General features: G+C 71.2%; 28 protein-coding genes. 14 read left to right on the forward strand and 14 right to left on the reverse strand.

Translation table 11 applies throughout. The features are described 5' to 3' along the window. Positions 1-101: 101 nt before the first annotated feature. A complete protein-coding gene (gene greA, locus ACZ6CV_RS07090; RefSeq protein ID WP_358710197.1) occupies positions 102-599 on the forward strand; it encodes a transcription elongation factor GreA in 498 nt (165 codons plus the stop codon). 100 nt (positions 600-699) lie between these two features. Here the strand turns inward: greA and ACZ6CV_RS07095 are convergent, their stop codons facing one another. The 3 genes from ACZ6CV_RS07095 to ilvA all read right to left on the reverse strand — a co-directional run bounded on the left by ACZ6CV_RS07095 (position 700) and on the right by ilvA (position 3972). Continuing rightward, positions 700-1557, reverse strand: coding sequence for an ABC transporter permease (locus ACZ6CV_RS07095; RefSeq protein WP_469249936.1), 858 nt, complete (start codon positions 1555-1557; stop codon positions 700-702). Next, positions 1554-2576 carry an ATP-binding cassette domain-containing protein gene (locus ACZ6CV_RS07100; RefSeq protein ID WP_469249937.1) on the reverse strand — a complete coding sequence of 341 codons (1023 nt, stop codon included), beginning with the start codon at positions 2574-2576 and terminating at the stop codon, positions 1554-1556. Before ACZ6CV_RS07100 ends, ACZ6CV_RS07095 begins: the two co-directional genes overlap by 4 nt. A 166-nt stretch (positions 2577-2742) precedes the next feature. Continuing rightward, the gene (ilvA, locus tag ACZ6CV_RS07105) at positions 2743-3972 is read right to left on the reverse strand and encodes a threonine ammonia-lyase (RefSeq protein ID WP_469249938.1); all 1230 of its coding nucleotides are present in this window, start codon (positions 3970-3972) and stop codon (positions 2743-2745) included. A gap of 157 nt (positions 3973-4129) precedes the next feature. Here ilvA and ACZ6CV_RS07110 point away from each other — a divergent pair, with 157 nt between their 5' ends. The 3 genes from ACZ6CV_RS07110 (at position 4130) to ACZ6CV_RS07120 (ending at position 5443) form a co-directional block, all read left to right on the forward strand. Beyond that, positions 4130-4648, forward strand: a complete 519-nt coding sequence (locus tag ACZ6CV_RS07110) for a MarR family winged helix-turn-helix transcriptional regulator (protein WP_469249939.1) — start codon at positions 4130-4132, stop codon at positions 4646-4648. A 64-nt stretch (positions 4649-4712) separates the two neighbouring features. Continuing rightward, complete coding sequence (locus tag ACZ6CV_RS07115; RefSeq protein WP_362364002.1) at positions 4713-5195, forward strand: sigma factor-like helix-turn-helix DNA-binding protein; 483 nt, start codon at positions 4713-4715, stop codon at positions 5193-5195. Then, the gene (locus tag ACZ6CV_RS07120; RefSeq protein WP_469249940.1) at positions 5192-5443 is read left to right on the forward strand and encodes a hypothetical protein; all 252 of its coding nucleotides are present in this window, start codon (positions 5192-5194) and stop codon (positions 5441-5443) included. The genes ACZ6CV_RS07115 and ACZ6CV_RS07120 overlap by 4 nt, the downstream gene beginning before the upstream one ends. 41 nt (positions 5444-5484) lie before the next feature. Here the strand turns inward: ACZ6CV_RS07120 and ACZ6CV_RS07125 are convergent, their stop codons facing one another. Next, entirely contained in the window at positions 5485-6639 is a 1155-nt protein-coding gene (locus ACZ6CV_RS07125) for a cystathionine gamma-synthase (RefSeq protein WP_469249941.1), read from the reverse strand. Positions 6640-6740: 101 nt separating this feature from the next. Between ACZ6CV_RS07125 and ACZ6CV_RS07130 the strand changes: the two genes are divergently transcribed. The 3 genes from ACZ6CV_RS07130 to ACZ6CV_RS07140 all read left to right on the forward strand — a co-directional run bounded on the left by ACZ6CV_RS07130 (position 6741) and on the right by ACZ6CV_RS07140 (position 9357). Continuing rightward, positions 6741-7859: a hypothetical protein gene (locus ACZ6CV_RS07130; protein WP_469249942.1), complete on the forward strand. Its 1119-nt coding sequence runs from the start codon at positions 6741-6743 to the stop codon at positions 7857-7859. A 156-nt stretch (positions 7860-8015) separates the two neighbouring features. Next, positions 8016-8726 carry a peptide-methionine (S)-S-oxide reductase MsrA gene (msrA, locus tag ACZ6CV_RS07135; RefSeq protein ID WP_469249943.1) on the forward strand — a complete coding sequence of 237 codons (711 nt, stop codon included), beginning with the start codon at positions 8016-8018 and terminating at the stop codon, positions 8724-8726. A 202-nt stretch (positions 8727-8928) separates the two neighbouring features. Then, positions 8929-9357, forward strand: a complete 429-nt coding sequence (locus tag ACZ6CV_RS07140) for an STAS domain-containing protein (protein ID WP_469249944.1) — start codon at positions 8929-8931, stop codon at positions 9355-9357. A 493-nt stretch (positions 9358-9850) separates the two neighbouring features. On the opposite strand, the gene ACZ6CV_RS07145 is transcribed toward ACZ6CV_RS07140, so the two are convergent. The 3 genes from ACZ6CV_RS07145 to ACZ6CV_RS07155 all read right to left on the reverse strand — a co-directional run bounded on the left by ACZ6CV_RS07145 (position 9851) and on the right by ACZ6CV_RS07155 (position 12068). Next, positions 9851-10531, reverse strand: a complete 681-nt coding sequence (locus ACZ6CV_RS07145) for an ANTAR domain-containing protein (protein ID WP_469249945.1) — start codon at positions 10529-10531, stop codon at positions 9851-9853. A gap of 68 nt (positions 10532-10599) precedes the next feature. Then, positions 10600-11328 carry a GAF and ANTAR domain-containing protein gene (locus ACZ6CV_RS07150; RefSeq protein WP_469249946.1) on the reverse strand — a complete coding sequence of 243 codons (729 nt, stop codon included), beginning with the start codon at positions 11326-11328 and terminating at the stop codon, positions 10600-10602. Positions 11329-11333: 5 nt separating this feature from the next. After that, a complete protein-coding gene (locus ACZ6CV_RS07155; RefSeq protein ID WP_469249947.1) occupies positions 11334-12068 on the reverse strand; it encodes a GAF and ANTAR domain-containing protein in 735 nt (244 codons plus the stop codon). A 266-nt stretch (positions 12069-12334) separates the two neighbouring features. On the opposite strand from ACZ6CV_RS07155, the gene ACZ6CV_RS07160 reads away from it, so the two are divergent. The 3 genes from ACZ6CV_RS07160 (at position 12335) to ACZ6CV_RS07170 (ending at position 14469) form a co-directional block, all read left to right on the forward strand. Further along, positions 12335-13069, forward strand: coding sequence for a GAF domain-containing protein (locus tag ACZ6CV_RS07160; RefSeq protein ID WP_469249948.1), 735 nt, complete (start codon positions 12335-12337; stop codon positions 13067-13069). A 118-nt stretch (positions 13070-13187) separates the two neighbouring features. Then, positions 13188-13847 carry an ATP-dependent Clp protease proteolytic subunit gene (locus ACZ6CV_RS07165; protein ID WP_469249949.1) on the forward strand — a complete coding sequence of 220 codons (660 nt, stop codon included), beginning with the start codon at positions 13188-13190 and terminating at the stop codon, positions 13845-13847. Between the two features lie 13 nt (positions 13848-13860). After that, positions 13861-14469 carry a ClpP family protease gene (locus ACZ6CV_RS07170; RefSeq protein WP_469249950.1) on the forward strand — a complete coding sequence of 203 codons (609 nt, stop codon included), beginning with the start codon at positions 13861-13863 and terminating at the stop codon, positions 14467-14469. Between the two features lie 25 nt (positions 14470-14494). Here ACZ6CV_RS07170 and ACZ6CV_RS07175 read toward each other — a convergent pair whose 3' ends face one another. Together ACZ6CV_RS07175 and ACZ6CV_RS07180 are read right to left on the reverse strand one after the other, a co-directional pair. Continuing rightward, positions 14495-14905: a helix-turn-helix domain-containing protein gene (locus ACZ6CV_RS07175; RefSeq protein ID WP_469249951.1), complete on the reverse strand. Its 411-nt coding sequence runs from the start codon at positions 14903-14905 to the stop codon at positions 14495-14497. Between the two features lie 108 nt (positions 14906-15013). Next, positions 15014-15913 (reverse strand): helix-turn-helix domain-containing protein, encoded by a 900-nt coding sequence (locus ACZ6CV_RS07180; RefSeq protein ID WP_469249952.1) that lies wholly within the window; start codon positions 15911-15913, stop codon positions 15014-15016. A 139-nt stretch (positions 15914-16052) separates the two neighbouring features. On the opposite strand from ACZ6CV_RS07180, the gene ACZ6CV_RS07185 reads away from it, so the two are divergent. Further along, positions 16053-17105: an NAD(P)-dependent alcohol dehydrogenase gene (locus ACZ6CV_RS07185; RefSeq protein WP_469249953.1), complete on the forward strand. Its 1053-nt coding sequence runs from the start codon at positions 16053-16055 to the stop codon at positions 17103-17105. 46 nt (positions 17106-17151) lie between these two features. Here the strand turns inward: ACZ6CV_RS07185 and ACZ6CV_RS07190 are convergent, their stop codons facing one another. From ACZ6CV_RS07190 to ACZ6CV_RS07205, 4 genes are all read right to left on the reverse strand, one after another. Beyond that, positions 17152-17604, reverse strand: a complete 453-nt coding sequence (locus ACZ6CV_RS07190) for an ASCH domain-containing protein (protein ID WP_469249954.1) — start codon at positions 17602-17604, stop codon at positions 17152-17154. Positions 17605-17762: 158 nt separating this feature from the next. Then, positions 17763-21131 carry a S8 family peptidase gene (locus tag ACZ6CV_RS07195; RefSeq protein ID WP_469249955.1) on the reverse strand — a complete coding sequence of 1123 codons (3369 nt, stop codon included), beginning with the start codon at positions 21129-21131 and terminating at the stop codon, positions 17763-17765. A 191-nt stretch (positions 21132-21322) separates the two neighbouring features. Continuing rightward, positions 21323-22588 (reverse strand): L,D-transpeptidase, encoded by a 1266-nt coding sequence (locus ACZ6CV_RS07200; RefSeq protein WP_469249956.1) that lies wholly within the window; start codon positions 22586-22588, stop codon positions 21323-21325. Between the two features lie 243 nt (positions 22589-22831). After that, positions 22832-23200, reverse strand: a complete 369-nt coding sequence (locus ACZ6CV_RS07205; RefSeq protein WP_362363940.1) for a hypothetical protein — start codon at positions 23198-23200, stop codon at positions 22832-22834. 110 nt (positions 23201-23310) lie between these two features. Here ACZ6CV_RS07205 and ACZ6CV_RS07210 point away from each other — a divergent pair, with 110 nt between their 5' ends. Further along, the gene (locus ACZ6CV_RS07210; RefSeq protein WP_469249957.1) at positions 23311-23625 is read left to right on the forward strand and encodes an LAETG motif-containing sortase-dependent surface protein; all 315 of its coding nucleotides are present in this window, start codon (positions 23311-23313) and stop codon (positions 23623-23625) included. A 3-nt stretch (positions 23626-23628) separates the two neighbouring features. Here the strand turns inward: ACZ6CV_RS07210 and ACZ6CV_RS07215 are convergent, their stop codons facing one another. Beyond that, positions 23629-24105 carry an ATP-binding protein gene (locus ACZ6CV_RS07215; protein ID WP_469249958.1) on the reverse strand — a complete coding sequence of 159 codons (477 nt, stop codon included), beginning with the start codon at positions 24103-24105 and terminating at the stop codon, positions 23629-23631. Between the two features lie 233 nt (positions 24106-24338). Between ACZ6CV_RS07215 and ACZ6CV_RS07220 the strand changes: the two genes are divergently transcribed. After that, on the forward strand, positions 24339-25190 hold the full coding sequence (locus ACZ6CV_RS07220) for a helix-turn-helix domain-containing protein (protein ID WP_469249959.1): 852 nt from the start codon (positions 24339-24341) through the stop codon (positions 25188-25190). Between the two features lie 10 nt (positions 25191-25200). Then, positions 25201-25395, forward strand: coding sequence for a DUF397 domain-containing protein (locus ACZ6CV_RS07225; RefSeq protein WP_469249960.1), 195 nt, complete (start codon positions 25201-25203; stop codon positions 25393-25395). Positions 25396-25906 lie beyond the last annotated feature (511 nt).

Here is a 25906-nt window from a genome sequence, read left to right on the forward strand (position 1 = left end):
GGGCGCCTGAATTGTTAGGCTCGTGGTTTCGCCCACCCGTGAAGGAACATCCTTCTGGGTAGGGCGATGCTTTGTATTCCCAGTACCTACGAGGAGCACCTGTGACCCAGACCAGCGAGAACGTCACCTGGCTGACCCAGGAGGCGTACAACCAGCTCAAGAGCGAGCTGGAGTACCTGTCTGGTCCCGCGCGCACCGAGATCGCGGCGAAGATCGCGGCAGCGCGTGAGGAGGGCGACCTGCGCGAGAACGGCGGGTACCACGCGGCCAAGGAGGAGCAGGGCAAGCAGGAGCTCCGAGTCCGCCAGCTGACCCAGCTCCTGGAGACCGCGCGGGTCGGCGAGGCGCCGGCCGACGACGGTGTGGTGGAGCCGGGCATGGTCGTCACCATCGCCTTCGACGGCGACGAGGACGACACCCTCACCTTCCTGCTCGCCTCCCGTGAGTACGCGAGCGGCGACATCGAGACGTACTCGCCGCAGTCCCCGCTGGGCTCGGGCGTGCACGGCAAGAAGATCGGCGAGAACGCGGAGTACGAGCTCCCGAACGGCAAGCTCGCCTCCGTCAAGATCCTCGAGGCCAAGCCGTACAAGGCCTAGCGCTCTCTTCGGGCTCCGTCGACGACCGGGCCCCCGGCACCCTGAGTGCCGGGGGCCCGGTCGTTCCGCGTCCGGGGCGCGTCGGTCGCGTCGGTCCGGGTCAGGCGGTCGCCGAGCGGTACTTGCGGACCGCCAGCGTGCGGAAGACGACGAGGATCAGCACCGACCACAGGACCGACGCGAGGACCGGGTGCTGCATGGGCCAGGCGTCGGGGGTCCGGAAGCCGGGCGGCAGATTGCCGAACAGCTCGCGGCAGGCCTGCACCGTGGTGCTGAACGGGTTCCACTCGGCGATGTGCCGGAAGAACGTGGGCAGGTTGTTGGAGTCCACGAAGGCGTTCGAGATGAACGTCAGCGGGAAGAGCCAGATGAGTCCGCCGGAGGTGGCCGCCTCCGGGGTGCGCACGGACAGGCCGATCAGGGCGCCGATCCAGGAGAACGCGTACCCGAGCAGGAGCAGCAGGCCGAAGCCGGCGAGGACCTTGGCGAAGTTCTCGTGCGCGCGCCAGCCGATGAGCAGGGCGACCAGGGCGAGCACGACCAGGGTCAGCGCGGTCTGCGCGAGGTCGGCGATGGTGCGGCCGGTGAGCACCGCGCCGCGCGCCATGGGCAGCGACCGGAAGCGGTCGATGAGGCCCTTGTGCATGTCGTCGGCGATGCCCGCGCCGGCGCCCGCCGTGGCGAACGTGACGGTCTGGGCGAAGATGCCGGCCATGAGGAACTCGCGGTAGTCCTGGGAGGACAGCGAGCCGCCGACCTGGATGGATCCGCCGAAGACGTACGTGAACAGGACCACGAACATGATCGGCTGGAGCAGCCCGAAGATGACCATCTCCGGGATCCGGCTCATGCGGATCAGGTTCCGCCTGGCCATGACCAGGGAGTCCCTGACGGACTGGCCGATGCCGCCGGCGGGCCGGGGCCCCGCCGTGCGCACGGCGTCGGAGACGGTGCTCACTTGTCGGCCTCCTTCTTGCGCTCGGACCTGGCCGCGGCGCCGTCGCCGTTGCCGTTGCCGTTGCCGTTCTCGTCCGCCTCCGCGGCGACGTGGCCGGTGAGGGAGATGAAGACGTCGTCGAGGGTGGGGCGGCGCAGGGCGATGTCGTCGATCTCGATGCCGCGGGCGTCCAGCTCGCGGATGACCTCGGCGAGGAGCTTGGCGCCGCCGGTGACGGGAACGGTCAGCTTGCGGGTGTGCTCGGCGACGGCGACCTCGCCCTTGCCGAAGCCGCGCAGCACCTCGACGGCGGCGCTGATGTGGCCGCCGTCGTGCACCACGACCTCGACGCGCTCGCCGCCGGTCTGCGCCTTGAGCTGGTCGGAGGTGCCGCGGGCGATGACGCGGCCGTGGTCGACGACGCAGATGTCGTGCGCGAGGTGGTCGGCCTCTTCGAGGTACTGGGTGGTCAGGAGCAGCGTCGTGCCGCCCGCGACGAGTTCCTGGATGACTTCCCACAGCTGCTGGCGGTTGCGCGGGTCGAGGCCGGTGGTCGGCTCGTCCATGAACATCACGGGCGGCGAGACGACGAGTGCGGCGGCGAGGTCGAGCCGGCGGCGCATGCCTCCGGAGTACGTCTTGGAGGGGCGGTCGGCGGCGTCGGCGAGGTGGAACCTGTCGAGCAGCTCGGCGGCTCTGACCTTGGCCTCCTTGGCGCGCATCTGGTAGAGCTGGCCGACCATCTGCAGATTCTCACGGCCCGTCAGATACTCGTCCACGGCGGCGAATTGACCGGAGAGGCCGATCGAACGCCGGACCTCGTTGGGGTTCTTCAGGACGTCGATGCCCGCGACGACCGCCTTGCCGCTGTCCGGCGTCAGCAGGGTCGTCAGACAGCGGACGGCGGTGGTCTTCCCGGCGCCGTTCGGCCCGAGCAGGCCGAGCACGGTTCCTTCCGGGACATCCAGATCGACGCCGTCCAGAGCCCGCACGTCCCCGAAGGTCTTGGTCAGCCCTTCGGCGTAGATGGCGCCTGGCATGTGGGTTCTCCCCTGGTATGGGTGACTTCCTACGGATGAGCTTAGATTTGCCGGACCACACACGCCCGGCGACCGGTGACGTGGAACACATCATAACGCGATACATCGCGTTCGCTCAGGTATTTTTCCAAAGAGCTCACGCCGTCCCGCGGGGCCGCCGGCCGGCTCAGGCGATGACCGTGTAGCCCGCCGACTCCAGGGCCGCGCCCACCTCACTGCAGTGCGCCGGGCCCTTCGTCTCCAGGTGGAGTTCGACCTCGACCTCCGTGAGGCCGAGGCGGGGGTCCGTGCGGACGTGGCTCACGTCCAGGACGTTGGCGTCCATCTCGGAGAGGATGGCGAGGAGCGTGGCCAGGGCGCCGGGGCGGTCCGTCAGGCGCAGGCGGAGCGACAGGTAGCGGCCCGCGGCCGACATGCCGTGCCGCAGGATCCGCTGCATCAGGAGCGGATCCACGTTGCCGCCGGACAGCAGCGCCACCACCGGCCCCTCGAACCCCTTGGGGTCGCTCAGGAGCGCGGCGACCGGGCTGGCCCCGGCCGGCTCCACCACCATCTTGGCGCGCTCCAGGCACAGCAGCAACGCGCTGGAGAGCGCGTCCTCGGAGACCGTGACCACGTCGTCGACCAGGTCCTCGACCAGCTGGAAGGGCACGTCTCCGGGGCGGCCGACCTTGATGCCGTCGGCCATCGTCACCGGGTTGCCGATCGCCACCGGGTGCCCGGCCGCCAGCGAGGGCAAGTACGACGCGGCGCCCGCCGCCTGCACGCCGACCACCCGTACGTCCGGGCGCAGCGCCTTGACCGCGACCGCGATGCCCGCCGCGAGACCGCCGCCCCCGACGCCCACCACGATGGTGCGCACCTCCGGGCACTGCTCCAGGATCTCCAGGCCCACCGTGCCCTGCCCCGCGATGATGTCCGGGTGGTCGAAGGGGTGGATGAAGACGGCGCCCGTGCCGCGCGCGTACTCCTGCGCGGCCGCCAGCGTCTCGTCGACCACCTGGCCGTGCAGCCGCACCTCCGCGCCGTACTCCCGGGTCGCCGCGACCTTGGGCAGCGGCGCCCCCGCGGGCATGAAGACCGTGGAGCGCACGCCGAGCAGCGAGGAGGCAAGGGCCACGCCCTGCGCGTGGTTGCCCGCGCTGGCGGCGACGACCCCGGCGGCCCGCTCCTCGGGGAGCAGGCCCGCGATCCGCACGTACGCGCCGCGCAGCTTGAAGGAACCGGTCCGCTGGAGGTTCTCGCACTTCAGGTGCACCGGGGCGCCGACGAGCCCGGACAGGTGCCTGCTGCCCTCCAGCGCCGTCGTACGGGCCACCCCGGAGAGCATCTTCTGCGCGCCGCGGACGTCGTCGAGCGTCACCGTCGGCAAGGAGTCAGGCGTGCGATAACTCATGCCGGCAAGTCTTGCAGCCGTCGCCTGAGTCCTCCTCGGGTGACCAAGGTACGAGACCGTTCTCCTCGTAGGTTTGCGCAGCGCAGGTACGGCATGCCCCGCGGCCGCGTACCCTGTCCCCCAACCCATCGCCCTCGCATGAAGTGAGCCCCCGGCCATGCCCACAACTCCGGACATGACGACCGCCGGCGACCCCGGCCTCCTGGACAGCCTCCAGCACCAGGTGGCCGTCTTCGCCCGCCGAGCCGAGCAGACCCGCCTCGGCGGCGTAGGCCAGGTCCGCAACTCGATGGACCGCGCCGCGTACCTGCTGCTCAACCGTCTCGACAAGGAAGGTCCCATGGGCGTCAAGGCGCTCGCCGCGAGCATGGGCATCGACTCCTCGACGGTCACCCGGCAGGTCGCCCCGCTGGTCGACACCGGGCTCGTCAAGCGCACCTCGCACCCCGAGGACGGCCGGGCCGTGGTGCTCCAGCTGTCCCCGCGCGGGCAGGCCAGGCTCGACGAGGTGCGCTCCTCGCGCCGCGAGCTCATGGCCGAGCTGACGCACGACTGGGACGCGGAGGAGCGCGAGAGCTTCTGCGCGCTCCTCACGCGCTTCAACTCCGCCCTCTCGGCACGACAGACGTCCCACGCGTCACCCGCGGGAGAGGTTCCGGCCACTCCGGAGTCTTGACCCCGGCCCCGCATCTGGCATCGGATGAGACCGGGATCCCCCTTCCTTCCGGCCGGGAGGCGTGGTGCGAGAACGGCAGGCGCTCCAGAGCGCCCGCCGCGCCCGGGAGTTCGAGGCGTTCGTCGCGGGCGCGGCAGGGCGGCTGCTGCATGCCGCCACGCTGCTCACCGCGGAGCTCCCCGACGCCAACCCGCGCGCGCGTGCCCTGCTGACCGCGGCCCTCGCGCACACGTACGCGACGTGGGACCGGCTGCGCGGCGAGGACCCCTACGACCGCACCCGCCAGCAGGTCGCCGTCCGCTTCGCCCGGGACGCCTGGCGCCGCCACCGCGGCCACGGCGGGGTCCTGGACCGGCTCAGCCCCCAGGAGCGGCTGATTCTCGTCCTGCGGATGTACGAGGGCGTGGCCGAGGAGCAGACGGCGGCGCTCCTCGGGCTGCCCGCCGACCGGGTCGCGGCGATCTGCGCCCGCGCGACGGCGACGGCCCTGCACCCGCCGCGCGGCCCGGCCCCGGCCCGCACGCTGACCGGGACGGTGCCCTCATGAGTCAGCACGAGCGCAAGGAAGCGGCGATCCGGCGCCTCCTGGAGAGCGCGCCGGCCCCGGTGCCGCCCGAGCTCTGCGGCGACGCGGTGCGCCGCGGCAGCCGCATGCTGCGGCGCCGTACGGCGGTGCGGCGGCTGTTCTGGGTGCTGCTGTTCGCCGCCGCGGTGGCGTTCGTCGTATGGGCGTCCCTCGCCCGGCCGTGGGTGGAGCCGCCGTCGAACACGACCCCACCCCTGACCCGCTGGTGACAGCGGGCCCCCGAGGGACCAACAGGTCCTAACAACAGGTCCTAGCCGAGCGCCTGCTGCAGGTCGGCCAGCAGGTCGTCCGCCGACTCGATGCCCACGGAGAGGCGCACCAGGTCCGCGGGGACCTCCAGGGCGGAGCCCACGACCGAGGCGTGCGTCATCCGGCCCGGGTGCTCGATCAGCGACTCGACGCCGCCGAGGGACTCGCCCAGCGTGAACAGCTTGGCGCGGTTGCAGACCTCGACGGCCGCCTCCTCGCCGCCGTCGACGCGGAAGGAGACCATCCCGCCGAACGCCTTCATCTGCTTGGCGGCGACCTCGTGACCGGGGTGCTCCGGAAGGCCCGGGTAGAGGACCTGCGACACGCGCGCGTGCCGGGTCAGCATCTCGGTGACCTTCGTGGCGTTCTCGCTGTGCCGGTCCATGCGCACCGCGAGGGTCTTGATGCCGCGCAGCACCAGCCAGGCGTCGAACGGGCCCGCGACGGCACCCATCGCGTTCTGGTGGTACGCCAGCTCCTCGCCCAGCGCCGCGTCGTTGACGACGAGCGCGCCGCCGACGACGTCCGAGTGGCCGCCCATGTACTTCGTCATGGAGTGCACGACGACGTCCGCACCGAGCGCCAGCGGCTGCTGCAGGTAGGGGCTGGCGAAGGTGTTGTCGACGACGAGGCGCACGCCGGCCTCGCGGGCGATCTGCGCGACGGCGGCGATGTCGGTGATGCCGAGCAGCGGGTTGGAGGGGGTCTCCACCCAGATCGCCTTCGTACGGTCGGTCAGCGCGCCCCGCACGGCCTCCGGGTCGGAGGTGTCGGCCACCGACCACTCCACGCCCCACCGCGAGACGACCTTGGCGAAGAGCCGGAAAGTGCCGCCATAGGCGTCGTTGGGGATGACGACGTGGTCGCCGGGCGAGAGCAGCGCGCGGAGCAGGCAGTCCTCGGCCGCCAGTCCGGACGCGAAGGCGAGTCCGCGGCTGCCGCCCTCCAGGGCGGCCAGGTTCTCTTCGAGGGCGGTCCTCGTCGGGTTGGCGCTGCGGCTGTACTCGTAGCCGCCGCGCAGGCCCCCGACGCCGTCCTGCTTGTAGGTCGAGACCTGGTAGATGGGCGGGACCACGGCGCCGGTGAGGGGGTCGGCGGTGTTGCCCGCGTGGATCGCCACGGTCTCGAAGCTCTGCGTGCTGTGCGTGTCACTCATGCGGCCTGAGCGTAGTGCGCACGGGGGCCCTCGTGCCGGGTCGGTCCGGGTACGTCCCGCCAGGTTCGCCAATTGCCGGACCCGTCTGGTTCGCTTGTGTCATGGAGATTCTCTGGGTCCTGTTCGCGGTGATCATGATCGGTGCGGTCCTCGGGCCCGTACTGCTGCGCAGGCGCGGCGGAATCCGGCAGGTCGCCCCGGGCTCGCCGGACGCCGCGGACCCGGAGAACTACGGCTTCCTGCGCCAGGAGGAGCTGGACATCCGGATGCCGGGACCGGACGCGGACCTCCTGGAGGTCCTCGACCTGGTGCAGCGCACCCAGGAGTGGAAGGCGGCCTCGCAGCTCCTCGCGGGCACGGAGACGCACGGCGAGCGGCGCTGGCAGCGCGTGCAGGCCTTCGCGGGCGCGGCCTCCCTGGAGCTGCAGCACCGGCCGGGCGGCGTCAGCGACAGCCCCGGCGGGCAGTGGCTGCGGGTGTGGCGCGCCGAGGCGCCCAAGGACGCGGGCGGCGCGGCGGTGCACGCGGAGTTCCTGGTCCAGCAGGCGTGGCGCACGGCGGTCCAGGGGACGGACGAGTTCCGGATCATCCTGGAGGAGGCCAAGGAGGCGTGCGCGCAGGCGGCGCTGCTCTCCCCCGGCGACCCGGTCCCGTACATCGTCGAGCTCTCCATCGCGCGCGGCCTCGCCTATCCCCGCGAGGAGTTCGAGCAGCTCTGGCTGAAGATCCTGGACCGCGCGCCCGCGCACATGGGCGCGCACCTGGCGGCGCTGCACTACTGGTGCGAGAAGTGGCACGGCTCGCGCGACCTCGCGTACAACTTCGCCGAGGCGGCCGCGGCCCGCGCCCACCGGGGCTCGCTGCTCGCCGCGCTCCCCCTCTTCGCGGTCTACGAGCACCTGCCCGAGGTCAACCTGGTCCGCGGCTTCTACCAGAGCGAGATCGTCACCAAGGCGGTCGAGGGCGCCCTCTTCGCGGTGCACTCCGCGCGCGCGGACGACCCGATGCTGGCGCACGTCCGCCACCTCCTCGTCTTCTTCCTGGTGCACTGCGAGCGCTGGGGCGAGGCCATGAGCCAGCTGGTGCACGTGGACGGCCACGTCGGGGCGCTGCCCTGGACCCTCACCGGCGACCCCGCCGGGGGGTACGCGGTCTACCGCGCGCTGGCCGTCGCCGGGTACGAGGCGAACGGCGGCAGCCCGGCGACGCTGCCGCACTGACGACCGCTGCCGCGCTGACGACCGCTGCCGCACCGACGCCCGCGCGGACCGCTCGCGGCGCCCGCGACGGCCGGAATGCGACGCGGTGCCGCCGTGTTGACGTCGTAGACCCCTGCCGCACGTCGTAGACCCCTGCCACGCACGAGGAGAGACCCCATGATCTTCGGCCGCACGCCCGAGCTCCCCACCCCCGAGCAGGCCCTGAAGGGCCGGGCGACCCCGGAATTCGAGGTCCCCTCGCGCCACACGGTCCTCGGCAACCCGCTGCTCGGCCCCTACCCCGACGGCCTGGAGGTCGCCGACTTCGGCCTGGGCTGCTTCTGGGGCGCGGAGCGCAAGTTCTGGCAGACGGACGGCGTCTGGACGACGTACGTCGGTTACCAGGGCGGCTACACCGAGAACCCCTCCTACGAAGAGGTGTGCTCCGGACTGACCGGTCACGCGGAGGTGGTCCGCGTCGTCTTCGACCCGGCCACCGTCTCGTACGCCTCGCTCCTGAAGCTCTTCTGGGAGTCCCACAACCCCACGCAGGGCTTCCGCCAGGGCAACGACGTCGGCACGCAGTACCGCTCGGCGATCTACACCCACTCCCCCGCCCAGGCGGAGGCGGCGGCCGCGTCCCTGCAGGCGTACCAGCAGGTCCTGACGGCGGCGGGCCACGGCACGATCACGACGACGGTCCTGCCCGCCGAGAACCGCCCGTTCTGGCCGGCCGAGCCCTACCACCAGCAGTACCTGGACAAGAACCCCGACGGCTACTGCGGCATCGGCGGAACCGGCGTGAAGCTGGCCGACCCGTTCGAGACCAACTGGGGCGTGTCCTGCCCGACCGGGATCGCGCCCGCTCCGGAGGCGGCGCAGCAGTAGTCGCCGGGCGGCGATTACCACAAGTGACCCTGGCACAGCTCCTGTTACTCGACGGAACACCCTCGAAAGCATGAACCATCGGGTGAATGGACGTTTTTCATCCCATGCGCTTTCTAGGATGCTCGTGTCGCCCCAGTCCCCTGGTGACGGTCCGACGACCGTGAACTCCTGTCCCTCGGGGGTTTTTCCACCGGGAAGCTCCATGGACATACGGGACGCGCATGCGGCGTCAGGACAGCACCCCGACCGGCAGCCCCCCGGCCGTTCGGCGCCGGGTGAACCGCCCGCTCCGGGCCCGCACGTCCGCAGCTATCGCATCGGTGGCGTCACCGTGGTCGAGATCCGCGGCGCCGTCGACGTGAGCACCGCCGCCGAGATCCAGGTGCACACCGATGCCGCGTCCGCCGCACCGGGGGCCCAGGTGATCGTGGACCTGCGGGCGGTGACCTTCCTCGACTGCGCCACCCTCGGGCTGCTCTGCCGGACACGGCGCAGGGTCTTGCGGCGGCACGGCCGGCTGACGGTGGTCTGCGTACGGCCCTGGCACCTGCGGATCCTCCACATCGTGGGTCTCGCCAGGGACTTCGACCCCGTCCCCACCCTCCCGGACGCCCTCGGCCGCGAGCACTGAACCTGGTGCGTTCGGGGCAGAAAGCGGAGCGACGCGAGTAGGCTCGAAGACGAGGCGTGCGGCAGCTCACCGAGCGGTGTCGGCGCCGTGGGAGACGGCCGCCGCCGACATCGCGTGTGGCGGCGACCGTCAGTGCGCGAAGTGGCCGGCTCCCCTCCGACGCCACCTCGCGCGGGTGTCCTCCTGGGCTCGTCAGGACGCGGGATTCACCTGACTCAGCGACACGGAGGACAGTGGCTGGAGCCGTGGCGTCGGCGATACGGCTCCAGCGGGCCTCATCTGGTGCGGTGACGCACGACCCGGGGGCTGGGAGTCGACGGGGGGGCAGCGGCCGCACGTTCGCGGGCCGGACGCTCCTCTGTCCAGCAGGGTAGAGCGCCCCCGCTCCCGGTGGGAATGGCGCACGGGCGCTTCCCCGCCCATCTGTCCGAAAAAGGCGACATCGCGAGAGCGTCCTCCGGGGCGTCGGCGCGACCGCGGAGCCCGGCGGGTCTCAGTCCAGGGTGTGGTGGGTCAGGACGTGTTCCGCGGTCTGGTGGAGCGGCTGGTCGTGCCGGAAGGCGTGGGCCCGCATACGGGCCAGGGCGTCGTCCGGGGCCAGCCGGTACGCCTCCGCGAGGACGCCGGCGGCCATGTGGACGCTGGGCGGGTAGCCCTGCGGGCCGGGCCGGGTGGGGCGGCGTCCGGCCGTCAGCAGATGGGGGTGCTCGTCGAGGGCGAGCAGCGCGAGGATGCGGGCGTAGGCCCGGCCGCGGGCCTTCTGCCAGGTGCTGAGCAGGCCGGGCTCGATGCGGTAGAAGTCCATGGCACCGACACAGAGGTGGCCGACGGCCAGCGGCAGGGCCGTCACGGAGCTCATCTGCTGTCCGGCGGCGGCCTGGGTGTACGCAGGCCATCGGTCGTACGCCTGATGCAGGTCGGCCACTTCGACCAGGGTGCGCTCCACGTACGCGTCCGTACAGGGGCCCTCTCCGGTGATGAGCTGGGCATCCTCCAGATGACGGGCGCGCTCGTCGCTGGCGTGGCCCAGCAGACGCAGTTCACCGGCGACGACCAGGCTCACGCCGAGGCAGTCGATCTCCAGGTCGCCCGCGCAGGCCCGGGCGGCCGCCGCGAGGCAGACGCTGCCCTCGGCGGCGATCCGGTGCCACGCGGCGGCGTGGTCGTCGTCCATCGAGTGCCTCTTGAGGATCGGGGTGCCGCTCTCGACGATCGGGGTGTCGCGGTACGAGGTGGCGGCTGTCAGGGCTGCCGGATGACCTCCGTGTCGAGCTGCCCGTCGATGAGCCGACGGCACAGCAGGGACAGGCCGAGCTGGTGGGACCGGGCGTAGCGGCGCAGCGCGTCGAACGCCTCGTCGACGCCTACGCCCCAGCGCTCGGCAAGGATGCCCTTGGCCTGCTCGATGACGATGCGGCTGGTCAGGGCCGCGTGCATCTGGGCCCGCTGCTGGTTGGCGTGGGCGATGGTGCGGTGCTGCAGGATGGCGATGGTCGCCACGTCCGCGAGCGACTGCGCGACTCTCGCGTCGGCCGCCGAGAGGTCCTGCGCCCTGGTGTCGAAGAGGTTCATCGCACCGATGACCTCATCGCGCAGCCGCATCGGCAGGGCGTGCGTGACGCGGAAACCGGCATCCCGGGCGCGGCTCGCGAAGACCGGGAAGGGGGCGGTCTGCACGGGCGAGAGGAGGTCGATGTTCAGCCGGGCCCGGCCGTTCTTGCGGCACTCCACGCACGGCCCTTGTTCGTGCTGGAGCGCGAAGAGTTCCAGCAGGCGCGTGTGCTCGTCGGAGGCGGCGATCAGTTGCAGGGTTCCACCGGGGTCCTCCAGCAGTACGCCCACCGCGGACACGTCGAGCAGCTCGGCGCTGCGGTCGCACAGGGTGTGCAGGAAGTCGATCAGGTCGAAGTCGTCGACGAGCGTGTCGACCGCGTCGATGACGGCCGCCAGCAGGCGTTCTTCTCGTGTCATGGCCCTCAGTCCCTCCGCCGGCCACGCGCGCCCGGCTCGTCCTCGTCGTCCTCGCGAAAGTGCACCCGGCGGGCCACCACGTCCTCGGCGGCCTCGACCAGCGGCTGCCCCCGGCCGAAGGCGTGCGCCCGCAGCCTGACCAGCGCCTCGGCCAGGGACACCCCCGCCTGCACACTGATCATCCCGGCGGCCTGGTGCACGGCGGCCCGGTAGAAATTCGAACTGTCCTCCGCGTCCGCGAAGGCCTCCCACGCATGCCCGTCCTGGACGAGCGCGGCGGTCAACGCATGCGTCACGATCCAGGCCTCGGTCCGCGCCGTCTGCGACAGATCGCCGGGCTCCGCTCGCTGCAGGGTCATGGCGCCCAGACAGGCGCCGCCGACGCACAGCGGGAAACAGAACACCGCCCCGATGCCCAGATCGAGGGCCTCGGGCAGCAGCGCGGGCCACCGGCCCGACGGTTCGCGCGACAGATCGGGCACCGAGAGGGGCCGACGGGAGGCGGCGGCCTCCGGACCCGGTCCCTGGCCCAGGGTGTACTGCAGGTCTTCCAGCCGAGTACTGGTCCCGGGGGTGGCCCACAGCAGTTCGTTGAGCACGCCGGCGAACATCACGGACACGGCCACCCCGTCGACGCCCAGCGCACGCGCGCAGCGCTCCGCGTCCGCGCCGACCAGGCCTCCGCTGCCGGGGGCCGGACGCAGGCTCTGCAGTACAGCGGCAAGGTCGCCGTCGACCACGTCTCGCCACCCCCTGCCTGACGGAATTTCGCTCGGGAACCGGCCCGCCCAGTCTATGCCGGTGAGCGGCTCCCGTAGGCCCGCGGGAGCGTACGGTGGACACACAGGCTGCCCGTACCCCAACAGCCGGTTTCGTCTCGTACGACAACCCTGACATTGGCTTCCGATCATGGGCAGCATCGGCGGTGAGTGCCAAAGATCGGAAGCATGGTCATGTGCACCTCCCTGGGCGCGCGTTCGTCGCCCGCCCCTTACGTCCGTCTCCCGTGACCACGTCGCGGGCGGCAGCCGTCGAGCTGGCCGCCCTGCACGTGGAGCGCCCCGATCCGTCGGACAGCCTGGTGCGGTCCTGCCGCGCCGAGCTGAGCCGGCCCTGCTCGGTGGGTCTGACCCTCGCGACGGACGCCGCGCTGGCCCAGCGGGTCTCCCTGGCCGCCGTCGGTCCGCTGGCCGGCCGGGGCGAGGCCCTGCAGATCGACCTGGGGGAAGGACCGTGCGTCGAGGCCCTCAGCGATCTGCGGGCGGTGCTCGCCCCCGATCTCGACGACCCGCAGGTCACCGCCGGCTGGCCCGTATACGCCGGGCAGGCCCGCGCGCACGGCATCCACGCGGCCTTCGCGTTCCCCCTGGCCCAGCCCGGCCGTACGAGTCCTCGGCCGGGGCTCGTCCTGTCGCTCTACCGCGACCGGCACGGCACGCTGCCCGACACGGATCTGCTGACGGCCCGCACCCATCTGCACGCGGCCGAACTCATCCTCCTGACTGTTCCCACCTCCGGTGAGGAGGACGCCGCGGACGCCTGGCTCCTGCCGGCCGACGCCGTCGTCCACCAGGCCACCGGCATGATCAGCTACCGCCACTCGCTCACCGCCGCCCAGGCGCTGGCCCTGCTGCGCGCCCACGCCCACACCCGCCGGACCGATCTGGCCGCCCTGTCCGAGGACGTCGTCCACCACGGTCTGCACCTCCCGCCGCCCCCTCCGGGCCCCTCCGGCTCCTGACGCCTCTGCCGTCGGCGAATCTGCCGACGGCAGAGATCTCTGTCGTCGAGCGCCCCGCGGGTCAACAGTGAGGTCAGGGCGCGGCGTCGAGAGCCGCCCAGGACTTCAGGGAGGCGCGATGACAGGGCTCGAAAGCGGCTGGAACGCGGTGGCGCGGCCGCGGGCCGAGGACGGGGAGACGGCTCCGTCGCGGTTCGACGACCATCTGGCCGCGCAGTTGCTGAACCAGCGGATCGTGTTCCTCGGGACACAGGTCGACGAGGTGTCCGCCAACCGCGTCTGCGCGCAGATGCTGCTGCTGTCGGCGGAGGACCCGAAGACCGACATCAGTCTGTACATCAACAGCCCCGGCGGCTCCGTCACCGCCGGGCTCGCCATCTACGACACGATGCGGCTCATCCCCAACGACGTGGCGACGCTCGCCATGGGATTCGCCGCGAGCATGGGGCAGTTCCTGCTGAGCGTGGGCACCCCCGGCAAGCGGTTCGCGCTGCCCAACGCGCGGATCATGATGCACCAGCCGTCGGCGGGCATCGGCGGCACCACCGCCGACATCGCCATCCAGGCGGAGAACCTGGAGTTCACCAAGCGGGCCATCGAGCGGATCACCGCCGAGCACACCGGCCAGAGCGAGGAGACGATCTCGCGGGACGGCGACCGCGACCGCTGGTTCACCGCCGAGCAGGCCAAGGAGTACGGGATGGTCGACCACGTCGTCGCATCCCTGGAGGACGTGCGGCCCGCCGGGTCGAAACGCCGTATCGGGCTCGGCATCTGAGGGGACGTCAGCGATGAGTCAGTACACCATTCCCACCGTCGTCGAGCGCACTCCGCAGGGCGAGCGCGCGTACGACATCTACAGCCGGCTGCTCTCCGAGCGCATCATCTTCCTCGGCACGGAGATCGACGACGGCGTCGCCAACGTCGTCATCGCGCAACTGCTCCACCTGGAGTCGTCCGCCCCGGAGCGCGAGGTCGCCGTCTACATCAACTCGCCCGGCGGCTCCTTCACCTCGCTCATGGCGATCTACGACACCATGAGCTTCATCTCCGCGCCGATCTCGACGTTCTGCGTCGGCCAGGCCGCCTCCACGGCCGCCGTGCTGCTCGCGGGCGGCGACCCGGGGCGGCGGTTCATGCTCGACCACGCGCGGGTGCTGCTCGGCCAGCCCGCGAGCCGGGGGCAGCAGGGGACCGTGTCCGACCTCAGCCTGCAGGCCAAGGAGATGCTGCGGATCCGCTCGCAGGTCGAGGAGGTCCTGGCCCACCACACGCACCACGACGTGGCGACCCTGCGCGCCGACATGGACCGCGACAAGGTCTTCACGGCGCAGGAGGCGGTCGCGTACGGGCTCGCCGACCAGGTGCTCAGCAGGCGGACGATGCCGGTCGCCGCCTGACGGCGACGGGGGCGAGACCCGGAGGTCAGGCCGCCAGGCGGACCTCCGACCGGTACGACGCCCTGGCCGGCCTCACGCGGGGAAGGCCGGCCAGACGCGTCTGGGCCAGCGACAGCAGGTCAGGCAGGCCGAGGCCGAGTGCGCGGGCGGCGGCCGCGAGAACCTCGGACGAGGCCTCCTTGCGGCCCCGCTCCAGCTCGGAGAGGTAGGGCATGGAGATCCGGGCGGCGTCCGCCACGTCCTTGAGGGTGCGCTCCTGGGCCAGGCGTTCGCGGCGCAGGACATCGCCGACGACGTCCCGCCAGAGGGGCTCCTTGGCCTCCCCGGCCTCCTTCGCCGCCGCGCCCGCGGGGCGCAGGGGGACGACGCGCGCCCCGTACGGATTCGGCTGTCGCTTCGGCGCGTTCTGCGGCTCTTGTGCCTCGTGGCTGCTCACTCCCCCAGCCTAGGAGCGGTACCGCCACCGGGGCAGCACGCGGCGTTCCGCCGCCCGCGAAATCCCGGCCCGCCGCCGGGGCGCGGCTACGTCGCCACCGGGTCCCGGCTACTTCGCCGCCGTACCCACCGACGACGCGTCCCGCCCCCAACTGGCCAGCAGCCGCAGGCCCTGCGCCGACGCCGAGTCCGGCTCCGCGTGGTACATCACCATCTGCTGGTCGCAGTCGTCCGGCAGCCGCAGCGTCTCGTACGAGAGGGTCAGCTCGCCCACCAGGGGGTGCCGCATCTGCTTGACGCCGTGGCCCTTCTCCCGGACGTCGTGCGTGGCCCACAGCCCCCGGAACTCCTCGCTCTTCACGGAGAGTTCGCCGACCAGCGAGGAGAGCTCGGGGTCGTTGGGGTAGCAGCCGGCGTCCATGCGGAGGTAGCTGACGATGTCGGACGCCTTCTGCTCCCAGTCCGTGAAGAGCTCGCGCGAGCGCGGGTCGAGGAAGCAGATGCGCGCCCAGTTGCGCTCCTTGGGCGCCAGCTCGCCCCAGTCGCCGAAGAGGGCCGCGGCCATCGCGTTCCAGCCGAGGATGTCGGTGCGGCGGCCCACCACGTACGCGGGCACGCCCGTGACGGAGTCCAGGAGCTGTTGCAGCGCGGGCCGCAGGTGCTGGGGGCGCACGGCCTTCTTCTTCTTGTGCGCCTTCGGCTTCGCGAGGTGCGTCAGATGGGCGTGCTCGGCGTCGGTGAGGCGCAGGGCGCGCGCGATGGCGTCCAGGACCTCGGCCGAGACGTTGCGGCCGTTGCCCTGTTCGAGCCGGGTGTAGTACGCCACGGAGACGCCGGCGAGCTGCGCGAGCTCCTCGCGGCGCAGGCCGGGCACCCTGCGGTGCCGCCCGAAGTCCGGCAGGCCGACGTCCTGCGGCTGCAGCCGCGCCCTGCGGGTGCGCAGGAACTCGCTCAGCTCGGCCCTGCCGTCCAGCGGCCGGCCGGCCGGGGTCCCGGGGTTCTCGTCCATGAACTCCAGTATCCAGGGTCGGGCGCCCACATCCAGGGGTCGTACGACCCGGAGCCTGACCTTGCCAGTGGTAGGCACAGTGGACGTAGGCAGAGTGGAGGCCTGGGTGACACCGCAGGTCAGTGGCAGCCTCAAAGGCATGACTGAGCAGATCACCACCGTTTCCGCCTACGCCGCTCCCGCCCCCGAGGCGCCCCTGGAGCGGACCACCGTGCCGCGCCGCGCCGTCGGCGAGCACGACGTCCTGATCGACATCAAGTACGCCGGTATCTGCCACTCGGACATCCACCAGGCCCGCGACGGCTGGGGCGAGGGCATCTACCCGATGGTCCCCGGCCACGAGATCGCCGGTGTCGTCACCGAGGTCGGCCCCGGTGTCACCAAGTTCACCGTGGGTGACCGCGTCGGCGTCGGCTGCATGGTCGACTCCTGCCGCGAGTGCGAGAACTGCAAGGCGGGCCTGGAGCAGTACTGCGTCAAGGGCAATGTCCCGACGTACAACGGCATCGGCAAGGACGGCGAGCCGACGTACGGCGGTTACTCCACGCACATCGTCGTGGACGAGGCGTTCACCGTCCGCATCCCCGAGGGGATCTCGCTCGACGTGGCCGCGCCGCTGCTGTGCGCCGGCATCACCACGTACTCCCCGCTGCACCGCTGGAACGCGGGCCCCGGCAAGAAGGTCGCCGTGGTGGGTCTCGGCGGTCTCGGCCACATGGCCGTCAAGATCGCGCACGCCATGGGCGCCGAGGTGACCGTGCTTTCGCAGTCGCTGCGCAAGAAGGACGACGGGCTGCGGCTCGGCGCCGCGCACTACTACGCGACCAGCGACGAGGCCACGTTCGAGCAGCTCGCGGGCTCCTTCGACATGATCCTGTCGACGGTGTCGGCGCCGCTGCCGCTGGACAAGTACCTGGGCCTGCTGCGCTCGGAGGGTGCCTTCGTGAACGTCGGCGCCCCGGAGGAGCCGGTCTCGCTCAACCTCTTCTCGGTGATCGGCGGCGGCAAGACCCTCGCCGGATCGATGATCGGCGGCATCCAGGAGACGCAGGAGATGCTGGACTTCTGCGCCGAGCACGGGCTCGGCTCGGAGATCGAGCTGATCCGCGCCGACCAGATCAACGAGGCGTACGAGCGGGTGCTCGCCAGCGACGTGCGCTACCGCTTCGTGATCGACACCGCGACGATCTGAGCGGTCTGCGCGGCCCGGCCGTCCTGGTGGAGATCCTCACTCGGCCCTACGGCAGCGGAGCCTGAGGGTCTGCCACCAGCCGGAAGCGCTCCAGGACGAGTTCGGTCGTGTCGTCCACGGTGAAGCCGGGGTCTTCGAGCGCGGCGCGCATCGCCTCGCTGTGCCAGAACTTCTCGTGGCCGGCCCGCCATTGGGCGACGGTCGTGTAGCCCTCGCCCTCGTCCACGGCGTGCGCGAGGTCCACGTCGGCGAGCGGCACGACGCGGACGTCGGTGGTCTCGATGACGCCCACCGGCCGGTCGTCGGAGTCGACGAGGACGGCCCGCGCGCCCACGACGGGCAGCGGGTCGCCGTCGTGTTCGTAGTCGACGACCAGGCCCGTCGTCGAGGTCTTGGACCCGTCGAGAATGGCGCCCACCAGCTGGTCGCGCAGGGGGCCGGGGAAGGCGAACTCGGCCTTGGGCAGGCCCTCGTACGCCTGCGGGGGGATCTTCGTCATGGGGGCACGGTAGCGACGACGGGGCCCGGCCGTCCCCCGTATTTCGCCCCCCATATGTCGACGCGGCCCTGCTTTCGACGCGACGCGGCGCCGACGGTCAGCTGCTCCGTCGGCGCCGCGCCCCCTCACCTCACTGACGGTGCGTCAGTGCGGCGTGCTCACTTGCCGTAGTACGCGTTGTAGATCGACAGCGTCGACTTGTTGCCCTTCTTGTCCGCGATCTTGGCGTGGAAGGAGACGGCCTTGTCCTTGGCCGGGTTGGTCACGGAGATCTTCCCGTGGCTGACCGTGGTCTTCTTCCAGGTCTGGCCGTAGTCGTAGGAGACGTACACGGCAAGGGACTTGAGGTTGGCGCCCGCCGCCGAGCCGAGGACCGTCACCGGCACCGACTGCTTCTCGCCCGCCTTCGCCCTGCTCCACAGGTCGACCGCCGGGCTGAACCGCGCCGCGGAGACCGGCAGCCTCGCGTGGTCCGCCTTCTTGGAGCGGAACGAGAAGCTCGCGTCGACGCGCGTGGTGGCCGCGCCGATCTTGACGCTGCGCTTCACTGACGTCGTCAGCTTGTACGCGGCGTCGCCCGAGGACACCTTGAACGGCTTCTCGCCGACCAGCGGGTCGTCGTTCTCGGCGACCTTGGTGCCGTTGCGGTACAGCGTGGTCTTCACCGACGAGTACAGCGAGTAGCCGGCGTGCGTCTTGCCGTCCGCGTACAGCGGCAGGTACCCGGAGATCTCGTCGGCGTCCCGGAAGACGCCGTACCCGCCGCCGATGCGCGGGCCGAAGACGGCCGTGTTGAACGTCTTCTCGTAGCTCTTGCCCCCGCTGAACGTCTGCGGGGTGCCCAGCGAGTACCCCACCTCGGTCGTCGGGAAGCCGTTCGCGTCGGCCGGACCGTTCTGCTCGAAGTCCAGGCCCCACTTCACCTTGTCCCCGGTGGACACCAGGAGCGTGCGGGTGGTGGGCAGCTTCGTCGGGACGCCCACGGACCAGCCGCTCTCGGAGGTGGGCAGCTCGCCGTACGCGCGCAGCGAGCCCGTCTTGCCGCGCACGGAGGCGCCGAGTCCGGCCTTGACCGTGGCCAGCTCGCTCGCCTTGTAGTGCTTGGTGTAGCCGGTGGCGACCTGCTTCACCGGGCCGCCGGCGAGGGTGTTGTACTCGGTGGTGTCCCCCTTGGTCCAGACGGCCGCCCACTGCTGGTCGAGCGTGACGCCGGTCGGGGCGGCGCCGACGGAGGCGGTGCGGAAGTTCTTGAACTCGTCCAGGAGCCAGCCGAAGCCGGCGCTGAAGTCCGCGGTCCCGACCGTGTACTCGGGCGCGGCCAGCACACCCGTGACACCGGTGTCCGGCACGGTGACGTCGACCGGCTTCGTGGTCCGCGCGTCGACCGTCACCGTCGTGTCCTTGGTGACGTCGAGCTTCGGCTGGGCCAGCCAGTCGACGCCCTTGGAGAAGTCCGCCCGGTCGGCCACGATGTTGGAGTTCAGGACGTAACTCCCCTTGGGCACACGCACCTTGACGGTGCCGGACGCGTCGTAGGGCGACAGGTCGACGCCCTGGGCGCCGCCGGTGAGGCCGAGCAGGGAGACGTCGAAGTTCTTCGTCGGCTGCCCGTCACGGCCGAGGTACTTCAGGGTGAGGTCGTACGACTCCACCTCGCGGTCGACCGCGGCGGCGGTGCGCACGCGCTGGCCGGCGCCGGTCGCGACGACGTACGCGGAGTACGTGCCGTCGACGGTGCCGCCCAGGCGGGTGTCGGCGGTCAGGTCGACGGAGGCGGTGCCGCCCGCCGGGACGGTGACCTTCTTCGCGCCGAGCGTGAAGAAGCCGGCCGGGGCCGGGCGGCCCTTCGGGTCGGTGGCCGTCACCGTGAGGCCGAGGGTGACCGCCTCCTTGCCGAGGTTCCGGTACGTCACCTTCTCGGTGACCGGCTTGTCGTCGGCGTGCGGCCACTGCTGGCGGTCGAAGCTCACCGACACGGGCTCGGCGACGACGCTCTGCTCGATGGCGCGCTCGACCGCGATGCGGCCCGAGCCCTGCTGGAAGGGCGTGTACGCGCCGGGCTCGGTGGAGCCGGTGAGGGCGCCCTTGAGCTCGGCCTGCTTCCAGTCGGGGTGCTGCTGCTTGAGCAGGGCGGCGGCGCCCGCGACGTGCGGGGTCGCCATCGACGTACCGGAGATCGTCAGATAGCCCTCGGGGTTCTGGCCGACCTCCTTCTCGATGACGCTGCCCGGTGCCGCGGCGGCCGTGATGTCCACGCCGGGCGCGGTCACGTCCGGCTTGATCGCGCCGTCGCCGATCCGCGGGCCCTGGCTGGAGAAGTCCGCCAGCTTGTCGTGGTCGTCGACCGCGCCGACGGTGAGGGCGGCGTCCGCGCTGCCGGGCGAGCCGACCGTGCCGGGCTCGCCGTCGTTGCCCGCGGCGATCGCGAAGAGGATGCCCTTCTCCGCGGAGATCTTGTCGACCTGGGCTTCGAGCGGGTCGACGCCGGGGCTGTCGGGGCCGCCGAGGCTGAGGTTGACGACGTCGGCGCCCTCGGCGGCCGCCCAGTCCATGGCGGCGATGATGCCGGAGTCCTCGCCGTAGCCGTCGTCGCCGAGGACCTTGCCGTTGAGCAGCTTGGCGCCGGGCGCGACGCCCTTGAACGTGCCGCCGGACTTGGCTCCGGTGCCGGCCGCGATGGACGCGACGTGGGTGCCGTGGCCGTAGCGGTCCTTGGCGTCGGCCGCCTGGGAGAAGTTCTTCTCGGCCACCACCTGGTCCTTGAGGTCCGGGTGGGTGGCGTCGATGCCGGTGTCCAGGACGGCGATCTTGACGCCCTTGCCGTCGTACCCGGCGGCCCAGGCCTTGTCGGCGCCGATCTGCTTGACGCTCTTGTCGAGGCTCGCCTTGCGGATGCCGTCCAGCCAGACGTGGCCGATGCCGGACGCGGCGGTGCGGGCACCGTCCTTGCCGCTGGTGAGCGCGGCCCACAGGTCGGCCGCGTCGCGCTTCGGCGTACTGAGGGCGTCGGCGTTCAGCGAGGTCAGGCTCCGGCGCACCGTGGTGTCACCGGCCGAGCGCACCTCGGCTCTGGCGCCGCCCGCCGCTCCCTTGTAGCCGACGATGACGCGCAGGCCCTTCTTCTGGGCGGCGCGGTTGCGCTTCTTGTTCAACTCGGTGATGTCGAACAGGCGTTGGTCCACCGTGCCGTCGGCTATCAGGCGCCGGGCGTCGGCGGGTATCAGCAGCGTGTGGCCGCCGCTGCGCCGCATCTGTACGGGGATGTGCTCCCGCCCCTCGGCGCGGTCGAGCCCGATCACCCGGCCCTCGGCGTCGAGGACGGCCCGGTCGCCGGTGATCAGGGTGACGTGGGTGGTGCCGGTGCCGGTGACTCCGGCGCCCGTACCTGGACCCGTGCCCGTACCCGTGCCCCCCGCTGTGCGGGCCTGTCCCGCGGTGACCGGGTTCGCGGCCGCCGGGCTGGTCATGCCCGCCGCGAGGGCCACGGCGACCGCCGTGGCGATTCCGGCCCCGCACGCTCTCTTCACTTGTCTGTGCAAGTCTCCCCCTGGAGGTTAAGGGGCAGTGGCCCCTCGGAGGTCGAAGTATGCCGAGGGGGGACCTCCCGCTCAACAGTGCGACAGAAGTGCACAGTTGGGGCGCGACGGGAAATGGCCAACGGCCCGCACCCCCTCGTCGGGGGTGCGGGCCGTTGGCGTACGACGACCGGGGGCCGGGATCAGACGGCGGAGCCGGCCTTCCACTGGGCCCAGTCCATGTTCCAGCCGTTGAGGCCGTTGTCCGGGGCGATGACCTTGTCGCCGGTGTTGCGGACGTCGACGACGTCACCGGTGATGGAGTTCTCGTAGAACCAGGAGCCCGGCGTGCTCTTGTCGCCCGCGCCCTTGGCGTCCTGCAGGCCGATGCAGCCGTGGCTGGTGTTGGCGCCGCCGAAGATGGACGGCGAGCCCCAGTAGTTGCCGTGGATGAAGGTGCCGGAGTTCGACAGGCGCATGGCGTGCGGCACGTCCTTGATGTCGTACTCGCCCTTGCCGTCACCGTCCTTGAAGCCGACGGTGGCGCCGTCCATGCGGGTCTCCTTGAACTTCTCGGAGATCACCATCTTGCCGTTGTACGTCTTGTTCTGGGGCGAGCCCGCGGAGATCGGAATGGTCTTCACGACCTTGCCGTCCCGCATCACCTTCATCTGCTTCGTCTTGGCGTCGACGACGGAGACCTGGTTGCGCCCGATCTTGAACTGCACCGTCTTCTGCTGCACGCCGGTCACGCCGTCGGCGCCCTCGACGCCGTCGAGGTTCAGCTTCAGCGTGACGGTGGAGTTGCCCTTCCAGTAGTCCTCGGGGCGGAAGTCCAGGCGGTTGTTCCCGAACCAGTGCCCGACGACCTCCTGGCCGCTGCTGGACGACACCTTGATCGCGGACTGGACGTCCTTCTTGTTGGTGATCCCCTTGTCGAAGTTGAGCGACACGGGCATGCCTACGCCGACGGTGGAGCCGTCCTCGGGCGTGAAGTTCGCGATGAAGCTGTTGGCCTTCGAGACCGTCGTGAACGCCGAGTTCTCGTGCGCCTTGCGGCCCTCGGAGTCCTGCGCGGTGACCGAGATCTTGTACTTGGTGGCGCGCTCCAGCTGGCCGCTCGGCTTCCAGCTCTTCTTGTCCGCGGCTATCTGCCCCTGCACGGCGGCGCCGCCGTCGGCCGGCTTCATCGTCACGTCCGTGAGGGTGCCGTCGCTGACGGTGACCTTGGCCGCGCTGTTGATGCTCGCGTTGTCGGAGCCGTTCTTCGGCGCGATCTTGATCTGGGCGGCCGATGACTTCTTGGCGGCCGCCTCGTCGACCTGGTTCTGCGACTCCTTGCCGCCCGAAGCCTTGTCGCCGTCGTCGCCGCTGCACGCCGAGAGCACGAGCACGCCGCCCACGAGGGCGGACACGGCCGCGACGCTCTTGCGCCGGCGCCCGAAACCGCGACGCCTACTGTCCGTCATCACACGCATCTCCATAGTTGCCGAATCCCCAGGACCAACCCCGTGAGTCCCCGTTCCCGTCCGGTTTCCCGTCCGCTTAACGTCCTGCCCGGTTCGTCCCGTTCCACTACCGCGACGAATGTGGGGAACACCACGTTCGCGGTACTGGACGGGTGTGCGTCGACCACCGTGCTCGGTGAGACGACGGAACCCCGGGCGGCGGTTGCTGCCCGGGGTTCCCGTTTCCGGATTCTTCAATCCGGTCTACAGCACGTCGTCCTTGTACGCGTCCCTGTCCGCGTCACCCTCGTCATCCTCGTCGTCATCATCCCCGTCCGTCTCCCAGTCCGGCGAATCGGGGTCGTAGTCGATCATTTCGCTGCTCCAGGAGGCCTGGGTGAGCTCGGTGCCGGGGACCTGGCTGACCAGGTCGAACGGGTCCACGAGGTAGGCGAGCGCCTCGGCGACGTCCTCCTGGACGGCGGCCTCGGCGTGCGCGCGCTCCTCGGCGGGCATCTGTTCGTCCTCGGCGATGTGCCCGAGGGCGGCTCCCGTCAGCTTCTGGGCGTCATCCACCTCGACGACCATTTCGACCCGCAGCCGCACATACCGTGATGTCTCGTCTCCACTCATGGGACGGAGCGTACGGCCCTCCCCCCTCGCGACTTTCCCGCGACCCGCCCCTTTCATTAGCATCGCCCCACACGGCCAATTCGCCAGCTCCACAAGGGGGATCCGATTCCGTGTCCGCACGTCGATCGCTGCTGACCACCGCCGCAGCGGGAGCCCTTCTCGGCGCCCTGTGCTTCGTCCCCTCCGCGAACGCGACAGCGCCGCCGGCCGACACGACCCGGCAGGCGCCGCACACCCCCCACGACGACGACCACTTCACGACCACGGCCACGTCGGGCCACCTGGCGGAGACCGGCGGCTTCGATTCGACGCCGTACGTGATCGGCGGTTCGGCGTTCCTGGGCCTGGGCGCGGGTTTCGTGGTCTTCTCGGTACGCAGAGAACGGGGCGCCTCCGGCGGGGCGGGCAGAGGCGCGGCGTACTGAGCCTCAGCTCGTCAACTCGCACCACAGCACTTTGCCGCCGCGCCCGAAGAGGTCGTCACCCAGCGGGTGACCTCCCCACGCTCGGGCGTAATGGCATACGAGGAACAGCCCGCGCCCGCCGTCCGCCTCCACCGGCACGGGCCACAGCCCCGCGGCGCCGGATCCACGGTCGAACGGAGGGGGGATGTGCGGATTGGAGTCCCACACACTCACCCGCAACCGCCGCCCGCCGTCCGACGCGCGGAGCCGTAAGGTCACGTCGCCCTCTGCGTACAGGTAGGCATTGCTCACCAGCTCCGACGTCAAGAGCTCGGCGACCTCGACCAGGTCGGTGAGGCCGTGGGCGACGAGCACGGTCCGCAGCGTGCGGCGGGCCACGCGCGGCGCGCGGGCGTCGTGCGGCAGCTGGAGGGCGTACGCCCAGGGGACGGGTTCATCGTGCGGGGCCTCGGGGGCCTGCGTCGGGGATACGGTGACCATGAATGCCTCCTGCGGTGACGGGACTTGTCCGCTCCACGGCTGCGCCGGGCGGTGGCATGCCGCAGGGCTTGCGGTGCGCTTCCGGCTTACTGGCGGGGCGAGTTGAGCGGCTTCCCCTCACCGTAGGCTCCGGTTGCTGAAGGTTTTGCACTGCTGACCAAAACCTTCAGGGTTTTCCTTCGTGTGGGTGACGCCCACGACGGGCGTACGCGTACGGGATGGAGCGGAGAGCCATGGCCACAAGGAGCGCACCGACGGCGCGCCGTCAGCGCATCGGTGCGGAGCTGCGCCGGCTGCGCGAACGCGCGGGCATGACCGCCGCGGAGGCCGCTCGCACCCTGGGCACCACGCAGGCCCAGATCAGCAACATCGAGGCCAACCGTTTCGGCGTGAGCGCCGAACGCGTGCGCACCCTCGCCCACATGTACGCCTGCACTGATCAGCGGCTCGTCGACGCGCTGGCGGACATGGCCGCCGAGCGGACCCGCGGGTGGTGGGAGGAGTACCGCGACAGCCTCCCGCCACGGCTCCTGGACCTGGCCGAGATGGAACACCACGCCGTGTCGCTGCGCGTCGCGCAGGTCATCAACATTCCCGGGCTGCTCCAGACACCCGAGCATGCCCGTGCCCTGTTCCGCGAAGTGGTCCCGGCGTTGCGTCCGCACGAGATCGAGTACCGCGTCTCCCATCGCATCAAGCGACAGGCGGTCCTCCACGGCGATCGGCGGGTCCCGTACACGGCGCTCGTCCACGAGGCGGCGCTGCGCATGCAGTTCGGCGGGCGGGAGGTGGCGAAAGCTCAGCTCGAACACCTCATCCGGGCCGGCGAGGAGCCGAACGTGACGATCCGGGTGATCCCCTTCGACGGCACGTCGTTTCCCACGTCGGGCCATGGGGTGGACTACGCCCACGGGCCCGTACCCGCACTGGACACCGTGCAGCTCGACACGACCCACGGCATCGAGGTCGTCGACGCGGGGGGCCAGTTGGAGAAATACCGTCTGGTCCTGGACCGCATGGAGAGCGTCACCCTGGGCCCGGAGGCCTCTCGCGAGCTTGTCCACCGCCTTGTTCACGACATGTGAAGGACCCCTCATGAGCGAGTCAAACTGGCAGAAGTCCACGTACAGCGAGGAAGGATCGTCCTGCGTGTACCTCAAGACGGCCCGCGACGGGACGGTCTGCCTCCGGGAGAGCGAGGACCGCGCGGAGGTCGTCCTCAGCACCGGGCCCCGGCAGCTGGGTGCGCTCATATCCGCGATACGTGCCCGGAGCGGGGGGCCGCGGTGACTTCGGTGGGGCGGTGACGTTGGGGGTGGGCGGGGCCGCCCGGGGTTTTGCGGAGTGTGGCGCCTCCGGGCCGGCAGTAAAGGGCGCCCTACGGGCGTCGGCTCCGCCGATTCCGCTCCGCTCCACCCTTGACTCCCGCCCCTCCACCGCGACTTGACCTTTGACCCGGACGGCCAGGGGTGAGGCGGCGGACCTCTCTGCTCGGGACATCCCCTTTCACTGCCGGGTGCGGACCGGCCCATCGTGGACGGGGGCCACGGTGCACGCTCGGCCAACCCGGCGGCCTCGCCGCTCGGGTCATCGCCTCGCGCTGCCGGGTGCGGTCCGGTCCATCGTGAGTTGACGTCAGGGTCTGGGCTCGGCCGGGCGAGCGGCCTTACTTCAGGTGCGGGGGCAGGCACCAACTTCGGCAAAGTTGCGAATCGGTTCGTCGCGCGCCCCCCTCTCATGCCGAGTGCGCCGCCCCCCTGTGCCCCAGTCGCCCGACCGCCGTGGGTAGGAGCCACGGTCG

It is taken from the genome of Streptomyces sp. NPDC041713 (assembly GCF_055591085.1).

What these genes read in the sequence shown, in the direction of transcription:
- ACZ6CV_RS07145 (WP_469249945.1), bottom strand. Translation starts at nt 10,531, where the DNA reads ATGGACGACGACCACGCCGCCGCGTGGCACCGGATCGCCGCCGAGGGC.
- ACZ6CV_RS07150 (WP_469249946.1), bottom strand. Translation starts at nt 11,328, where the DNA reads ATGACACGAGAAGAACGCCTGCTGGCGGCCGTCATCGACGCGGTCGAC.
- ACZ6CV_RS07225 (WP_469249960.1), top strand. Translation starts at nt 25,201, where the DNA reads ATGAGCGAGTCAAACTGGCAGAAGTCCACGTACAGCGAGGAAGGATCG.
- ACZ6CV_RS07215 (WP_469249958.1), bottom strand. Translation starts at nt 24,105, where the DNA reads ATGGTCACCGTATCCCCGACGCAGGCCCCCGAGGCCCCGCACGATGAA.
- ACZ6CV_RS07205 (WP_362363940.1), bottom strand. Translation starts at nt 23,200, where the DNA reads ATGAGTGGAGACGAGACATCACGGTATGTGCGGCTGCGGGTCGAAATG.
- msrA (WP_469249943.1), top strand. Translation starts at nt 8,016, where the DNA reads ATGATCTTCGGCCGCACGCCCGAGCTCCCCACCCCCGAGCAGGCCCTG.
- ACZ6CV_RS07165 (WP_469249949.1), top strand. Translation starts at nt 13,188, where the DNA reads ATGACAGGGCTCGAAAGCGGCTGGAACGCGGTGGCGCGGCCGCGGGCC.
- ACZ6CV_RS07190 (WP_469249954.1), bottom strand. Translation starts at nt 17,604, where the DNA reads ATGACGAAGATCCCCCCGCAGGCGTACGAGGGCCTGCCCAAGGCCGAG.
- ACZ6CV_RS07185 (WP_469249953.1), top strand. Translation starts at nt 16,053, where the DNA reads ATGACTGAGCAGATCACCACCGTTTCCGCCTACGCCGCTCCCGCCCCC.
- ACZ6CV_RS07100 (WP_469249937.1), bottom strand. Translation starts at nt 2,576, where the DNA reads ATGCCAGGCGCCATCTACGCCGAAGGGCTGACCAAGACCTTCGGGGAC.
- ACZ6CV_RS07170 (WP_469249950.1), top strand. Translation starts at nt 13,861, where the DNA reads ATGAGTCAGTACACCATTCCCACCGTCGTCGAGCGCACTCCGCAGGGC.
- ACZ6CV_RS07140 (WP_469249944.1), top strand. Translation starts at nt 8,929, where the DNA reads ATGGACATACGGGACGCGCATGCGGCGTCAGGACAGCACCCCGACCGG.
- ACZ6CV_RS07125 (WP_469249941.1), bottom strand. Translation starts at nt 6,639, where the DNA reads ATGAGTGACACGCACAGCACGCAGAGCTTCGAGACCGTGGCGATCCAC.
- ACZ6CV_RS07180 (WP_469249952.1), bottom strand. Translation starts at nt 15,913, where the DNA reads ATGGACGAGAACCCCGGGACCCCGGCCGGCCGGCCGCTGGACGGCAGG.
- ACZ6CV_RS07110 (WP_469249939.1), top strand. Translation starts at nt 4,130, where the DNA reads ATGCCCACAACTCCGGACATGACGACCGCCGGCGACCCCGGCCTCCTG.
- ACZ6CV_RS07130 (WP_469249942.1), top strand. Translation starts at nt 6,741, where the DNA reads ATGGAGATTCTCTGGGTCCTGTTCGCGGTGATCATGATCGGTGCGGTC.
- ACZ6CV_RS07120 (WP_469249940.1), top strand. Translation starts at nt 5,192, where the DNA reads ATGAGTCAGCACGAGCGCAAGGAAGCGGCGATCCGGCGCCTCCTGGAG.
- ACZ6CV_RS07200 (WP_469249956.1), bottom strand. Translation starts at nt 22,588, where the DNA reads ATGACGGACAGTAGGCGTCGCGGTTTCGGGCGCCGGCGCAAGAGCGTC.
- ACZ6CV_RS07220 (WP_469249959.1), top strand. Translation starts at nt 24,339, where the DNA reads ATGGCCACAAGGAGCGCACCGACGGCGCGCCGTCAGCGCATCGGTGCG.
- ilvA (WP_469249938.1), bottom strand. Translation starts at nt 3,972, where the DNA reads ATGAGTTATCGCACGCCTGACTCCTTGCCGACGGTGACGCTCGACGAC.